This window comes from Amycolatopsis sp. CFH S0740, from assembly GCF_004522315.1.
GTDB classification, from domain to species: domain Bacteria; phylum Actinomycetota; class Actinomycetes; order Mycobacteriales; family Pseudonocardiaceae; genus Amycolatopsis; species Amycolatopsis nivea.
On sequence record NZ_SDLS01000004.1, the window covers coordinates 301,468 to 315,862 of the forward strand.

A 14,395-nucleotide genomic window follows, 5' to 3' on the forward strand; every position below is an offset into this window, starting at 1 on the left:
CATGAACCGCACGTCCGTCGTGGTGATCACCCACAACCGCCGCGAACAACTGCGCGAAACCCTCCGACACCTGGCCGCGCTGCCGGAGCGGCCACCGATCCTCGTGGTGGACAACGCGTCGACCGACGGCACCGCCGACCTCGTCGCCCGCGACTTCCCCGAACTGCGGCTGATCAAGCTCGACCGGAATCTCGGCGCGGTCGGCCGCAACATCGCCGTCCGCGAGGTGACGACGCCGTACGTGGCGTTCTGCGACGACGACACCACCTGGCAGCCCGGCTCGCTCACCCGCGCCGCCGAGGTGCTGGACGCGCATCCCGGGCTCGGTTCGGTGACCGGGCGCTGCCTGGTCGAACCGGACCTGCGGGAGGACCCGATCACGCCGGAACTCCGGTTTTCGCCGGTGCCCGGCCCGGAGTGGCTGCCCGGTCCGGCGCTGCTCGGGGTGATGGCCGGGCTGACGATGTTCCGGGTGCGGGCCTTCCGCGACGTCGGCGGCTTCTCGCCGCGGATGTGGCTCGGCGGGGAGGAGGAACTGATCGCGCTCGACCTCGCCGCGCTCGGCTGGCGGATGTGCTGGCGGGAGGACGTCGTGATCCACCACGCCCCGTCGAAGCTGCGCGATCCGCGCCGGCGGCGGGGGCTGGGGATCCGGAACACCTTGTGGACGTTGATGTTGCGCCGCCCGTGGCGTTCGGTGTTCCGCCGGGGAGCCGCGGTGCTGGCTTCCGCGCCCCGGGACCGGACGACGGTCGCCGCGGTGGCGGAGTGCCTGCGCGGCCTCCCCTGGGTGCTCCGCGAGCGCGCCGTGGTCCCGGCCGAAGTCGAGCACGGTTTGCGGTTGCTGGAAGCGCCACAACGCAACTCAGCCGCGCGCCGATACACCGGTTAACCGTCCGTGAAGGGCTCCTTGAGGGAATCAGATTCCCTCAAGGAGCCCTTCACGGACAGTGGTCAACGCACGGCGGCCCAGTCGGACTCGCTGACTGGCATGGCTCTTTCGTACGCGCGCACGGTTTCCGCGGCGATCCGGTCCCACGAATACCGCGCCCGGACCCGCTCCTGTCCCGCGGTGCCCAGCGCCTCCAGCTCCGCGGGCTCGTCCAGCAACGCCCGCAACCGAGCCGCCAGCCGGGCCGGGTCGCGCGGCGGCACCAAGCGTCCGGTGATCCCGTCCACCACCGTGTCCGTCAGACCGCCGACCGCGGCGGCCACCACCGGCACCCCGCACGCCATCGCTTCCAGCGGGACGATCCCGAACGGCTCGTACCAAGGCGTGCACAGCACCGCGTCCGCCGAGCGCAGCAACGCTGGCATCTCAGCGCGGCTCACCTGACCCGCCAGCTGCACCCGGTCAGCCACCCCGAGCCGCTCCGCCAGTCGCCGCAGCCGCCGCGCCTCCGGGTCGCGGGAAAGCGCCCCGGACGCCGGTCCGCCCGCGATCACCAGCTCGGTTTCCGGCACCCGCGGCAACGCGGCGATCGCCAGGTCGAACCCCTTGCGCGGCACCAGCCTCCCGACCGAGACCAGCCGCTTCGGCGCGGTCCGCGGCACCACCGGGCCGCCGACCCCGAACCGGTCCAGGTCGACCCCGCACGGCACCACCGAAATCCGCTGCCGCGGCACCCCTTGCCGAGCCAGTTCGAACACCTCGTCCGAGCAGGTCGCGACGATCCGGTCGACCTGTTTGCCGACCATCCGCTCCAACCGCATCCGGTCCGGCGGGCTCGTGTCGGCATCCCCCTGGTGCCGCCGCTTCACCACGCCGAGCGCGTGAAACGTCTGCACCGTCGGCACCCCGGCCTCGCGCGCGGCGAGCACCGTGGCCACCCCGGACATCCAGAAGTGCGCGTGCGCCACGTCCGGCGGCTCCTCCGTCCACCGGTCGCGCAGCCAGCTGCCGAATTCCCCCATGTGCGGCAAAAGTTCGTCTTTCGGCAGGCGGCGCGCGGGACCGGCCGGAACGTGCACCACGCGGTAACCGGCCGGGGTCTCCACGGTCGCGGGCGCGTCCGGGTCGTCGCGTCGCGTGTAGACCGTCACCTCGTGGCCGCCGCGCACGAGTGCCGTGGAAAGGTCGGCCACGTGGACGTTCTGCCCGCCCGCGTCCTCCTCCCCCAGCGCGGCGAGCGGACTGGCATGTTCGGACACCATCGAGATCCTCATCAGACTCCTTCCGCAGCGGGGGCGGTTTCGGTGAGCAGGCGGTCCCAGCGCGCCAGGAACGCGTCGAGACCGAAGTGCGCCAGCGCGTGCTCGCGGGCCGCTTTCCCGGCCAGCACGGCAAAATCGGGTTCGTGCACGAGTTCGCGGAACCTCCGCGCGAGCACCTCGATGTCGGCGGAGCACACCCCTGCGTCCGGGGGCACGGCCGAAGGGGCTTCGGTGGAGGCGACCGCGACGATCGGCATGCCCAGGTGCATCGCTTCCAGCAGTGACAGGCCGAGCGACGTCCAGCGCGCGGTGTGCAGATACACGCGGTGCCGGGCGAGCTCGTCGTGCAGCCGCGGCGGACGCACGTCGCCCTGTCCGCCGGGCAGCCCGTCGGTGCCCATGCCGAACACGTTCACCGGCGCGATTTCGCGGAACGCGGGCAGCAGATCGGCCCCGGTCACCCGGGCGCGGCGGCGCGGTTCGTTGATCATCGCCGCGCCCGCGGGCAGCTCGCCGGTGTAGCGCTCGCCCGGGTCCGGGATGCCGTGCGGGATGACGACCACCGGCGCGATCCCGTTGTCCCACATGAGCGCGTTGTACGAGGTGACGTGCACGATCGGCACCTCGTCCTGTCCCGCCATCGGATGCCGGGACACCGCCGCGCCGTGCCGCGGCGCGTTGTGCTCGACGTACACCATCGGCACCCGCGAGCCCAGCTGCGGCCGGACGAACGCGGCTTCCTCCGGCCGCTGGAGCACGACCACGTCCGGCCGGGCGTCCGCGAGCCGGTCGACCGGGACCTCGGTCACCCCCGGCCAGTCCCGCCCCGCCAGACCCAGCCCCCACGGCGCGCCCTCGGGGCTCGCGGGGACGAAGTACTCGTGCCGCCCGCGGACGAACGCGTCGGTCCACGACCCGTGGACGTGCCAGAGCAAGATCCTCATGCGCCCTGGCTTATCCGCGCGGATTCGACGTTAAACGAGGGGATGCGCGGGGTACCCCGGTCAGCTCTCGCCGCGGAAATTGTCGCCCAGCTGGGGGTGGCCGCGCTTCGAGCGGCCTTCCTCGTCCTCCAGCGGGCTCTCCGGCTCCGGCCGGCGGGGCACCTGCTCCTCGTCGACTTCGGTGCGGCGCGGGTTCGCCGCCTCTTGTTCCGGTTCCCGGTGACGTTCGTCAGTCATGCCGCCTCCAGCACGGTCTTGAACCAGCCGTCCGTCGTTGCTGCGCGAGGCCTGGCTCGGCGCGTCGCCGGGCACCCACAGGTCACCAGTCCGGGCGGCGCACCGCGGGGAGCCGGTCCAGCGTCGCCGTCACCGCCGCGGCCACCCGCGGTTCGGTGAGCGGAGCGCCGGCCGGGCCGCGCGGGAGCACCTCGACCTCGACCCCGGCCTCGCGGGCCGAGGCGACGTGCGTGCCGTGCGCGGCGAACCACTCGCGGGACTCGCGGCCGTCGCCCTCCGGGTCCGGCCCGACGAGCAGGACCGACCGCACCGCCTCCGGGTACCGGTCCGCCAGCCGCAACGCGACCGGCACTAGCTGGCCGCCCGCCAGCACATCGGCCAGCGGTTTGGCGCCAGCGGCCTCTCTGAGCAGCACGGAAGCCCGGCCGGGAGGACAGGGCACGATCCGGTGGTCCGGTGCCGCCTGCCCCCAGCCGGGCGGGACCTCGGCCTTCGCGGCTTCGTCCAGGACTACGAGCATCCGTTCAGTCATCAGCGCCTCCTCCCGGTCGCGTACCCGAGGGGACGCGCGCGAAACCCGGGGGTTTGGCCGCCGCCTTCCGGGGTACCCGCGCGGGTCGGGCGAGAGAGGGAGACAGGGTGCGGGACGGAATCGCCGAACCATGGGGCACGCGCACGCCGTACGGTCCGGGCGAGGACTGGCCGGTGCGGGTCGACTGCCATCTCGCCGACGGGCTCGAGCCGGGCGACGTCGACCGCTGGGTCCGCACCGCCGCGGTCCTGCATTCCAACGGCGACGGTCTCGACATCGCGGTGAAGGACGGCCGGATCGCCGGCGTCCGCGGCCGGGCCGACGACCGCGTCAACCACGGCCGGCTCGACCCCAAGGACCTCTTCGGCTGGCAGGCCAACAACGCACCGGACCGGCTGCTTACTCCGCTGGTGCGGGACAACGGGGTGCTCCGCGAATCCACGTGGGACGAAGCGATGGACCGGATCGTCCAGCGCAGCCGCGCACTGCTCGACACCGAAGGCCCCACCTCGCTCGGCTTCTACACCAGCGGACAGCTTTTCGCCGAGGAGTACTACACGCTGGCCGCGATCGCCCGCGGCGCACTCGGCACGAACCACCTCGACGGCAACACCCGGTTGTGCACCGCGACCGCGGGCGAATCGCTGAAGGAAAGCTTCGGCTGCGACGGCCAGCCGTCCTCCTACACCGACGTCGACCACGCCGATGTCATCGCCCTGTTCGGACACAACGTCGCCGCGACGCAACCGGTGCTGTGGTCCCGCATCCTCGACCGGCTCGCCGGTCCGCGACCGCCGCGGCTGCTGTGCGTCGACCCGCGGCGGACGCCGGTCGCGGAAGCCGCCGAACTGCATCTGGCTCCGCTGCCCGGCACGAATGTCGCGCTGATGAACGGAATCCTGCACGAGGTCATCCTGCACGGCTGGTGCGACGAGGCGTGGATCGACGAGCACACTGTCGGCTACGACGATCTCCTCAAGGTCGTCCGCGACTATCCGCCCGAGCGCGCGGCGTCGATCTGCGGAGTGCCTGCCGACGAAATTCGTTCCGCAGCGAGACTGGTCGGCACGACTGACCGGTTGCTGTGCACTGTGCTGCAAGGGTTTTACCAATCGAACCAGGCGACCGCTGCCGCGGTGCAGGTGAACAACCTGGTGCTGCTGCGCGGAATGCTGGGCAAACCAGGCTGCGGCGTCTTGCAGATGAACGGCCAGCCGAGCGCGGAGAACACCCGCGAATGCGGCGCCAACGGCGATCTCACCGGGTTCCGGAACTGGAACAACGACGCGCACGTCGCTCAGCTGGCCGACCTGTGGAACGTGCCGATGGAGCAGATCCCGCACGACGGCCCGCCGACCCACCTGATGAAGATGCTCGACCTCGCCGAGAGCGGCGACCTGCGCTTCTGGTGGATCTCCGCGACCAACCCCGCGGTGTCGCTGCCCGAACTCGCGCGGGTCCGGAAGATCCTCGGCCAGGACAGCCTTTTCCTCGTCGTGCAGGACGCGTTCCGCACGGAAACCACGGAATTCGCCGACGTGGTGCTGCCCGCGGCGATGTGGGGCGAGAAAACCGGGACCTTCACGAACGCCGACCGCACCGTGCATCTGTCCGAGAAAGCGGTCGACCCGCCCGGACAAGCGCGCCCAGACCTCGACATCTTCCTCGACTACGCCCGCCGCATGAACCTGCGCGACCGCGACGGCGCGGCTTTCCCGCCCTGGCACGACTCGGATTCTGCCTACGCGGCTTGGCAAAAGGCGTCCGCCGGACGACCCTGTGACTACAGTGGACTGTCCTATGAGAAGCTCCGCGTAGTCAGCGGCGTCCAGTGGCCGGTCGACGAAGCCCATCCGGACGGCACCGAACGCCTTTACGCGGACGGCAAATTCTTCGCCGATCCCGACTACTGCGAGGAATACGGCAAAGACCTGCACACCGGCGAGCCGGTCAGCCCGGAGGAATACCGCGAGTACAACCCGGACGGCAAAGCCATGCTCAAGCCCGCCGAGTACCTGGTACCGGAGGAACCGCCGAGCACCGACTACCCGTTCGCGCTGATCACCGGGCGGACGCTGTACCACTTCCACACGCGCACGAAGACCGGCCGCGCACCGCAACTGGAGACCGCCGCCCCGGAAGTCTGGGCCGAACTGTCCCGCCAGGACGCCGAACGCGCCGGAATCACCGAGGGCGACCTGCTCGAGATCCGCACCCCGCGCGGCCGCGTCCGCGCCAAGGCGCGCCCGTGCGGGATCCGCGACGGAGTGCTGTTCCTGCCCTTCCATTACGGCTACTGGGACACCGCCGACCCGACCGGCGCGGACGGCGTCCGTGCGGCCAACGAACTGACCATCACGGCCTGGGATCCGGTGTCGAAGCAGCCGCTGTTCAAGACAGCCGCCGCGGCGCTGCGCAAGATCTCCGACGGGAACCCGAAGGAAACCATCGCGCTCGGCAACCGGACGGTGTCCGAACAGCTCGTCGACTAGCCGCTCACAGCAGATCCCGCGGCACCCGGCGATGCCAGTTCCGCGACACCAACCGCCGATCCCCCTCGTACCCGTCCAGCTGCGCGTCGATCACGAACTCCTCCGGCGTGCAACTGACCCGCGTATACGTCTCCGTCCGCACCAGCCACTCCCCCCGCTCGAACGTCACCGTCCACGACGTCTCCGCCACCGGAGAACAGAAATCATCCGCCACCCACGAGTAACACTCATGCACATCACGGGTGATCTCCAGATCGATGTCGTCGTACCGGATCGTGCCGGAGTTCTTCACCACGTCCAGCGCGGAGCGGTAGTCGACCAGGTCCCGCGACACCGTCCACTTCTGCTCCGGACGGCTCACCTGCGTGGTCGGCAGCGGCGGCGTCCCTTCCGGCTCGCCGAACTCGTCCGGGGCGACCTCGTCCGGTTCGCCGGTCGGCCGCACCGGCAGGGTCAGCGCGCTCGCGCCGGTCCGCACGGCGAGCGTCACCGGTTTCGGCGGCGGCCACGCGAGTGGCCAGTACGAAGTGGACAGTGCGAGCCGGATCCGATGCCCGGCCGGAAACGCTTGCGCCACCCCGTTCAGTTCAAAGTCCACTGTGTACTCTTCGCCCGGCGCAAGCGGTTCCGGTTCCTCGTGGCCGTCCCGGTGCGTGAGGTTCAGCAGGCCGTACGTCACCCGCGTCGCCCGGCCGTCCGGGGCGACGTCCGACAGCCGCGCAGCCACCATCGCCACCGGCTGATCCGCTGAGACTCGCAACCGTACCCGTGGCGCACCAAGGATTTCGCACCGCTCGGCGAGCACATCCGTGTCGAACACGAGCGAGCCGCCGTCCTCCTCGCGCTGGTCGTACGGCAGATCCGGCGGCGCGCTGTACGACGCCCATTTCCCGGCGAACTGCCCCACCGACAACGGCGACGCGACACTCAGCGACTCCTCGGCCACCGACTCTCCGGGCCGGGCGAGCCGGTGCGGCGCGAGGGCGTACTCCGTCGGCCGGACGTGCGGCGAAGGCCATTCCGCCTCCCCGACCCAGCGTCCGGGACGGTCCTCATAGGACGTCGACGGCGGCACGCTCTCCTGCATCCACGTGCGCAGGACCGGGCCGTCCATGACCCCGTTGTCGACGTCCTTCAGCCAGTGATCCCACCAGCGCACGACTTCCTGCAGGTAGCCGATCGCGGGGCCGGGCTCGCCGAGGTGCGGGTACTTGTGCGACCACGGCCCGATCAGCCCGCGGCACGGCACGTCGAGATGCGACAGCAGCCGGGTGACCGCGTTGGAGTAGCCGTCGGCCCAGCCGCTGGACGCGAGCACCGGGCACTGCACCCCGGAGTAGTCCTCGGAAACCGAAGCGTGCCGCCAGTAGCTGTCGCGGCGCTGATGCCGCAGCCACTGTTCGGCCCACAGGCTGCAGTTTTCCAGCCGTTCCCGCCACATGTCGCGCCAGCGGTCCCCCACCAGCGCCGGGTCGGGCGGCATCGTCGCCTCGCCGAACATCGTCCCGGACTCGGCGATGTTGTCCGACAGCAGGCAGCCGCCCATGTAGTGCATGTCGTCGGCGAACCGGTCGTCGGTGAACGAGGAGATGACGATCGCGCCGAGGCTCGGCGGTTTCCGCGCCGCGACCTGCAGCGCGGCGAACCCGCCCCAGGAAATGCCCATCATGCCGGTGCGCCCGTCGCACCACGGCCGGTCGGCGAGCCAGGCGAGCACGTCCTCGGCGTCCTGTTGTTCCTGCTCCAGGTACTCGTCCGCGAGCACGCCCTCCGATTCCCCGGAGCCGCGCAGGTCGACGCGCACGCAGGCGTAGCCGTGCCCGGCCAGGTAGGGATGGTGGATCGAGTCGCGGACGGAGGTCAGGTCTCGCTTGCGGTACGGGATGTACTCGACGATCCCCGGCACAGGCAGCGATTCCGATCCGGCGGGCCGCCAGATCCGCGCCGCCAGCCGGGTGCCGTCCGAAACCGGGATCCGGACGTCCTCGTCCTCCATGATCTCGTACGGCAGCGAGGGAAGAGCGCGCGTGATCATGCCTGCCGGGTACCCGGCCCGGCGCGCCCGAAACGGGGTTGCCCGCGGCGGGAAAACGGGTACCCGGTGCGCATGATCAGCATGAAAGCCCAGCTGTATCAGGCGTACCTGCGCGCGACGCGGCAGAAAGCCTTTTACGACAACGCCCGCGTGCTGCACCAGCGCCTGCACCGCCACCAGCGGCCGTCGCAAGCCCGGCCGCCGAGGAAGCTGCGCAAGCACTACGACCTCGAACACCGCGAGGTGCACGGCTTCGCGTGCTGGACCGTGCGGCCGCGCGCGAAGGCCGGGCTGCATGTCTTCCACCTGCACGGCGGCGGTTACGTCGAGGAAATCGAATCGCACCACTGGGAATTCGCCGCCGACCTGGTGCGCCGGCTCGGCTGCACGGTCACGCTGCCGATCTACCCGCTCGTCCCGAGGCACAGCAACGCCGAGACGATTCCCATGGTGCAGGCCGCGTTCGAGCAGACGCTCGGTGCGGAGCCGGCGGAAAACACCGTCCTGTCCGGGGATTCCGCCGGTGCCGCGCTCGCACTGGCGGTCGCGCAGCGGCTCCGGGACGAGGACCGCCCGCAGCCGAAACAGACGATCCTGATCTCGCCGTGGCTCGACGTGACCCTGGAAGACCCGATTTCGGTCGTACTGGACGAACACGACCCGATGCTCGGCATCACCGGCCTGCGCGAGGCGGGCGAGATGTACGCCGAAGGCACCGACCCGCACGATCCGCGGATCAGCCCGCTGTACGCGGACCTAACCGGACTCGGCCCGTTCAGCCTGTTCATCGGCACCCGCGACGTCCTCCTCCCGGACGCCCGCCGCTTCGCTTCCCGCGCCCGCGACGCCGGGATCGACGTCGACTATGCCGAGTACCCCGGCATGTTCCACAACTGGCTCATGCAGCAGATTCCCGAAGGCCGCCAGGCGCGCAACCACATCGAGCGCATCCTCCGTCGGTAGGGTCTCTCCGGCGGCAGCACCGGCCCGCGCGGACCACACCGGACTCGACCCGTTCAGCCTGCCCACCGGCACCCCGCCGCGAACCTCACTCCGGCGGCAGCGGCACGCCGCGACGACTCGTCCGGTAGTCGTCGCGGCTTGCCACCGTCCCGTCCTCCGCCCGGACAATGTGGACAGACCGCCGAGCCTGCGCCATATGCCGCCCCGTTTTCACCGCTTCCGCGCGGGACTTCGACGTGTTCGCCGCCCGCACGTGCCCCACCACGCGGTTCTTCCACAGCGAGCCCTCATACAGCGTCTCGACGTGCCCGTCCACCCGCTGCCCTCCTGTTCAGTCCTCGAACTCGAAGCGCAGCCGTTCTTCGCACTTCGCGTACTTCGCCTCGAGTTCGTCCTCGGTGTCCGCGCCGACGATCAGCTCCGCCAGTTCGAAGGAGTAGCTGTCCTGCTCCGGCAGTTCCGACAGCCGCTGGCCTTCCTCCGGCGTGATCGAGATCGTCGTGCCGCCGAGTTCCTGGCAGAGCCCGGAGATCTCGGCCTGCGTCGGAATCCGCGTGACGACCGCGTCGCCGTCGAAGCGGCGCAGGTAGCAGCGCCCGGCGATGTGGTACTGCCCGCGGCCGCGCGGGAACTGCGGTTCCTGGCCGAGTCCCAGCCGGAGCATGATTTCGTGGTTGGCCACGCCGTCGACCAGCTCGAACAGCTCCGCGTGCGACTGCGAGTGCCGCGGGTTGATCTCCAGCAGGCACACCTGGCCGGACTGCCGGTCGCAGAAGAACTCGATGCTGAACGTGCCGTTCTCGAAACCGACCTGGCGCATCACGCGCTCGGCGATGTCGAACATCCGCCGGACGGTCTCGTCCGGCAGCTGCGACGGGTACTGGTGTCGCAAAAACGAAGACCGGCCGGGGAAATCGACCGAATCCAGCGCGGCGTAGACGTGCACCTCGCCCTTCCAGACATACCCCTCGACCGCCGCCTGCACCCCGTGCAGTTCGGATTCGGCCAGGCACGCAGCCCCGCCGACCTCGGCGATTTCCGGCGGCAGATCGACCTGGCGCAACACGTCCTCGAACGGGTCCCCGACCCGTCCGACGCCCTCCCGCAGTTCCTCGACAGCGTCCGCGAAGCCCTGCATGTCCCGCACGTGAAACGCCAGTTCCGACGAGAACCCCTTGACCGGTTTCAACCACATCGGGAAGTCCACCCCCGCCGGCGGCCGCGGCTCCCCGTCCAGGTCGACGATGCCGAACGGCGGCAGTTCGTCGATCACCTTCCGCTGTTCGAGCCTGCTCCAGTACTTGTGCTCGCATTTGAGCACCGCGGGGAGCGGCACGTGCGGGAGGCCGCGCTCCTCGCACAGCAGCGGCGCCATGGTGGCGGCCGGGAAATCCCAGTAGGTCACGATCGCGGCGGGTTCGCCGTCGAAATCGTCCAGCTGCTGGCGGGCCTTCTCCATCAGGTCCGGGAAGTCGATCTCGCCGTGCTGCAGCTCGTCCGGGCTGAGCAACGGGCGGAACCGCAGCCCGGCCGCGGACGGGAGTCTTTTCAGGATGCGCTCGTTCTCCTCGTCAAGACCGAGCACGAACACGTCGTCAGCCATGGTTCAGCTCTTCCGTCCCGTCAGCGCGTCGCGGATCTTGTCGACGAACGCCGCTCCCGGCGCGAGGACCAGGTTCGCCGGCGGCTTGCTCGGCGCGTGCGGATGCGGCCTGGTCGGCGCGATCTTCTTCGCCGCCAGCACCCGCTCGCCCAGCTGGTCCAGCTCCTCGGCCGAACACGCCTCGCGCAGCCGCGGCAGCAGGTCCTGTTCCTCGTCCTTGATGTGGTGGCGGACGTCGGCGATGAGCTTGCCGAGCAGCTCCTCGTACTCCGGTTCGCCGGGGTTCTTGCGCTCGAGCTGCTTCATCACCTTCTCGGCCTCGGCGTGCTCCTCGATCTCGTGGTCGGCGATCTCGTCGCCGTCGTCGAGGTGCTTGCGCGCGGCCGGGTACATGAGCTGCTCTTCGGCGACCGAATGCCGGACCAGCTCGGCGATCACGTGGTCGACCACGTCTTTCCGGTTCCCCGCCTCGGGTTCGCTCTCGAGCTCGGCGAACACCCGCTCGACGTCGCGGTGGTCGTCGGTGATCACGGTGATCAGGTCGGTTCGGGTGGGTGCGGCCATGCTGCCTCCTCGGGTGTCGGGAACCCACCGGTTACCCGTTGCGCCGCACGGCAACCGCCCGAAGCCGAACTGCCCCGCCGACCGGCGGTACGCGAGGGACCCCTGAAGGAATCAGATTCCCTCAAGGGTCCCGTCGCGGACTGCCGAGCCAGCCGCGCTAAGCGGCCGGTGCCGCCGCCACCTTCCCGCTCAGCAAATGCCCCGCCCCCGGCACCTCCGGCCGCACCCCCAGTTCGCTGAGGATCCGGAACGTCGTGGCCGTGGCCGCCGACAGCACCGGGATCCCCACCGCGTCCTGGACCGGCTGGATCGACGGCAGCGAAGGCATCTGCACGCACGCCGACAGCACCAGCGCGTCCGCCCGGGACAGGTCCAGTTTCCGGTAGTGCGCCAGCAGATCCGCCGGGTCCAGCCGCGCCACCGCCAGGTTGTCCGGCACCTCCAGCGAGAGCGAGTCGACCACCTCGACGCCCGCGTCCTCCAGGTACTCGACAACAGCCTGCGTCAGCGGCTTCAGGTACGGCGTCACGATCGCGACCCGCTTCGCCTCCAGGGCGGCGATCCCGGACAACAGCGCGCCCGCCGACGAGACCACCGGCGCGTCCGAGCCTTCCGCGCGCAACGCCGAGGCGATCGAATCCTCAGCGGTGCAGTGATAACCCGGCCCCTGCGCCATGATCGCGACCAGGCAGGCAGTCGCGACGACGTCCGGTCGCGCGTCGGCCAGTTCAGTCGCCGCGCGCTCCGCTTGGGCGTTCATCGCGCGCAACTGCTCCGGCGTCACGTGCTGCATCCGCGCGCGGGCGGAGTGGAAGACGAACCGGTCCTCCGGGTACCGCTCCTCGCGGGCACGCAGCATCCGCGGCAGCTCGGTTTCCATCGTCAGGTTGGAGCTCGGGACGATCATCCCGATGTGGTGGTCGGTCATCGCTTCGCCGCCGGGCGCATGTCCTTCACGGTCAGCTCGCCCGCGTCGACGATCAGCTCGTCGTCGAGGTACAGGCTGTTGCCGCGCATCGGGATGTCGAAGTGACAGGCCGTGTCGTTCGGGCCGCCGAGTTCGTTGTTCGGGCCGATCGAGAACATCACGTTGCCGTAGAAGCTGCGCAGCTCCATGCCCATGCCGCCGGGGAACTGGGTCAGGCCGTGCCAGTGCGCCCGCTCGTCGAGGCCCCAGCCGACGTGCGACATGCCGTAGCCGCGCGGGTCGTGGAAGGACTCGATGTAGCTGCGCAGCAGGTCGGCGTCGAGGCCGGACGAGCCCGCGCCGCCGCGGATGTCCTGGATGAAGCCCTTTTCGATGGTCAGCTCGACCGGCGTCTGCACGTAGGTGTTGAACGGCAGCAGCACGTCGCCGGGCGCGAGCACGATCTTGCCGTCCACGCCGTCGTCGGAACCGCCGGTGAAGACGAACGCCGCGGGCCAGTGGTCCCAGCGGCCGGGCTGGTCGGTGTAGCCGTACTCGCTCATCGTCGGGTACACGCCCAGCTGGTAGGTGACGTCCGTGCCGTGCGGGCTGGTGATCCGCATGGTCTTGGCCTTGGCCAGCAGTTCCGCGCCGATCTCGACGCGCTCGCGCAGTTCCTTCGTCGGCATCAGCCGGGCGAGCAGCTCCGGCGGCTCGACCGCGGTGAGGATCCGGGTCCCGGCGGCCTGGATCGCGAACTGCTCCTCGCTGAACAGCAGGAACGTGCAGTCCACGACCATGTCCGCGGCCTTGAGCGCGTCCACCGCGAGCGGCAGCTGGTCAAGACCGGACTGCCCGACCGCCCACGCGCCGGACGCGTTCGCCGGCGACGGCAGCCGCATGTGATAGGTCGCCGCCCCGAGCTGCTGGGCGGCCCAGAGGAAGGCGTCCGCGTACTCGGCGCGCTCGGCGCCGCGGGTCAGCACGACGACCGTCTCGCCCTCGTGCACGCCGGAAAAAGTCAGCTGGCGCAAGCAGATGTCGTTGAACAGGTTCTGGTCCATGGCGACCTCCTTGATTGTCCGAATACGGATTATCCGAGTACGAAAAACACGCCGGGGTCAGCGGGCGCGCAGGTCTTTCAACGCCGAACGCAGCGCCTGCAGGGCGGGCCGCGGTTCGTCCCAGAAGATCATGTGCCCGGCGTTTTCGACGCCGGCGAGCGGATGCTTCGATTTCTCCAGCACCGCGACGTCCGCTGCGGTCACCACCGGGCTTTCCGCGCCGTACAGCAGCACGGCGGGTCCCGGGAGATTTTCCCACAGCGGAAGGAATTCCTCGGATTCGAAACCCGCGTGCGTCGCCGCGATCGCCGTCCGAGAGCACGACGCGAGCCAGCGGGCGCGCAGTTCCTGTTCCCGGCGCGGCCAGCGCGGCCACGAGGCGGCGACCTCGTCCGCGCTGGTCCCCCGCTGCGCTTGGTCCAATTGGGACTCGAAGACCGCCAGCGAGGTCGGGTACGGGCGGCCGGGGCCGCTCATCGGCGGGTCGGCGAGGACGGTGCCCGCGATCCCGCCGGACAGCGCGGCTTTGGCCGCGATCCGCGCGCCCATCGAGTGGCCGAACAGCAGCGGCGCGGACAGGTTCAGCTGGTCGACGACCGCTTCGACGTCGGCGGCGTACGCGTCGAGGGCATAGCTCGACCCGTCGTCGGACAGGCCGCGGCCGCGGACGTCGAGCACCAGCGGACGGACGAGGTCGGTCAGCTCGCGCGCGACGAAGTCCATGGTGATCGCCGGGCTGGTGATCCCGGGCAGCACCACGAGCGGGACGCCGTCGGCCGGGCCGTAGTCGAGGACGTGCAGCCGGACGGAACCGGACCGCACCCAGACGCTGGCCGCCGGGACGTCCGCCAGGTCGGCGAGCGCGGGCTGGGTCAGCACCCGGTCGGAAACAGAAGACAT

The 14,395-nt window shown here is 70.4% G+C and carries 14 protein-coding genes; 3 read left to right on the plus strand and 11 right to left on the minus strand.

Annotated features, from left to right (window positions below):
• Position 1: 1 nt before the first annotated feature.
• The gene (locus EIZ45_RS09840) at positions 2 to 892 is read left to right on the plus strand and encodes a glycosyltransferase family 2 protein (RefSeq protein ID WP_134662336.1); all 891 of its coding nucleotides are present in this window, start codon (positions 2 to 4) and stop codon (positions 890 to 892) included.
• A gap of 62 nt (positions 893 to 954) precedes the next feature.
• On the opposite strand, the gene EIZ45_RS09845 is transcribed toward EIZ45_RS09840, so the two are convergent.
• From EIZ45_RS09845 to EIZ45_RS09855, 4 genes are all read right to left on the minus strand, one after another.
• Positions 955 to 2,166 (minus strand): glycosyltransferase, encoded by a 1,212-nt coding sequence (locus tag EIZ45_RS09845; protein WP_134662337.1) that lies wholly within the window; start codon positions 2,164 to 2,166, stop codon positions 955 to 957.
• On the minus strand, positions 2,166 to 3,098 hold the full coding sequence (locus EIZ45_RS09850) for a glycosyltransferase (RefSeq protein ID WP_134662338.1): 933 nt from the start codon (positions 3,096 to 3,098) through the stop codon (positions 2,166 to 2,168). The genes EIZ45_RS09845 and EIZ45_RS09850 overlap by 1 nt, the downstream gene beginning before the upstream one ends.
• Before the next feature lie 60 nt (positions 3,099 to 3,158).
• Positions 3,159 to 3,335, minus strand: coding sequence for a hypothetical protein (locus tag EIZ45_RS46050; protein ID WP_158714487.1), 177 nt, complete (start codon positions 3,333 to 3,335; stop codon positions 3,159 to 3,161).
• An 82-nt stretch (positions 3,336 to 3,417) separates the two neighbouring features.
• The gene (locus EIZ45_RS09855) at positions 3,418 to 3,867 is read right to left on the minus strand and encodes a hypothetical protein (RefSeq protein WP_134662339.1); all 450 of its coding nucleotides are present in this window, start codon (positions 3,865 to 3,867) and stop codon (positions 3,418 to 3,420) included.
• Between the two features lie 107 nt (positions 3,868 to 3,974).
• On the opposite strand from EIZ45_RS09855, the gene EIZ45_RS09860 reads away from it, so the two are divergent.
• Complete coding sequence (locus EIZ45_RS09860; protein WP_134662340.1) at positions 3,975 to 6,359, plus strand: molybdopterin oxidoreductase family protein; 2,385 nt, start codon at positions 3,975 to 3,977, stop codon at positions 6,357 to 6,359.
• Positions 6,360 to 6,363: 4 nt separating this feature from the next.
• Here EIZ45_RS09860 and EIZ45_RS09865 read toward each other — a convergent pair whose 3' ends face one another.
• The gene (locus EIZ45_RS09865; RefSeq protein WP_134662341.1) at positions 6,364 to 8,394 is read right to left on the minus strand and encodes a CocE/NonD family hydrolase; all 2,031 of its coding nucleotides are present in this window, start codon (positions 8,392 to 8,394) and stop codon (positions 6,364 to 6,366) included.
• A gap of 72 nt (positions 8,395 to 8,466) precedes the next feature.
• Between EIZ45_RS09865 and EIZ45_RS09870 the strand changes: the two genes are divergently transcribed.
• A complete protein-coding gene (locus EIZ45_RS09870; protein ID WP_134662342.1) occupies positions 8,467 to 9,357 on the plus strand; it encodes an alpha/beta hydrolase fold domain-containing protein in 891 nt (296 codons plus the stop codon).
• 85 nt (positions 9,358 to 9,442) lie between these two features.
• On the opposite strand, the gene EIZ45_RS09875 is transcribed toward EIZ45_RS09870, so the two are convergent.
• The 6 genes from EIZ45_RS09875 to EIZ45_RS09900 form a co-directional block, all read right to left on the minus strand.
• Positions 9,443 to 9,673 (minus strand): DUF2188 domain-containing protein, encoded by a 231-nt coding sequence (locus EIZ45_RS09875; protein WP_134662343.1) that lies wholly within the window; start codon positions 9,671 to 9,673, stop codon positions 9,443 to 9,445.
• 15 nt (positions 9,674 to 9,688) lie between these two features.
• The gene (locus EIZ45_RS09880; protein ID WP_134662344.1) at positions 9,689 to 10,960 is read right to left on the minus strand and encodes an acetyl-CoA carboxylase biotin carboxylase subunit family protein; all 1,272 of its coding nucleotides are present in this window, start codon (positions 10,958 to 10,960) and stop codon (positions 9,689 to 9,691) included.
• A 3-nt stretch (positions 10,961 to 10,963) separates the two neighbouring features.
• Entirely contained in the window at positions 10,964 to 11,524 is a 561-nt protein-coding gene (locus tag EIZ45_RS09885; protein WP_134662345.1) for a hemerythrin domain-containing protein, read from the minus strand.
• 157 nt (positions 11,525 to 11,681) lie between these two features.
• Entirely contained in the window at positions 11,682 to 12,452 is a 771-nt protein-coding gene (locus tag EIZ45_RS09890) for an aspartate/glutamate racemase family protein (RefSeq protein WP_134662346.1), read from the minus strand.
• Complete coding sequence (locus EIZ45_RS09895) at positions 12,449 to 13,495, minus strand: leucyl aminopeptidase (protein WP_037813170.1); 1,047 nt, start codon at positions 13,493 to 13,495, stop codon at positions 12,449 to 12,451. Before EIZ45_RS09895 ends, EIZ45_RS09890 begins: the two co-directional genes overlap by 4 nt.
• A 57-nt stretch (positions 13,496 to 13,552) precedes the next feature.
• Positions 13,553 to 14,395 carry an alpha/beta fold hydrolase gene (locus EIZ45_RS09900; protein WP_134662347.1) on the minus strand — a complete coding sequence of 281 codons (843 nt, stop codon included), beginning with the start codon at positions 14,393 to 14,395 and terminating at the stop codon, positions 13,553 to 13,555.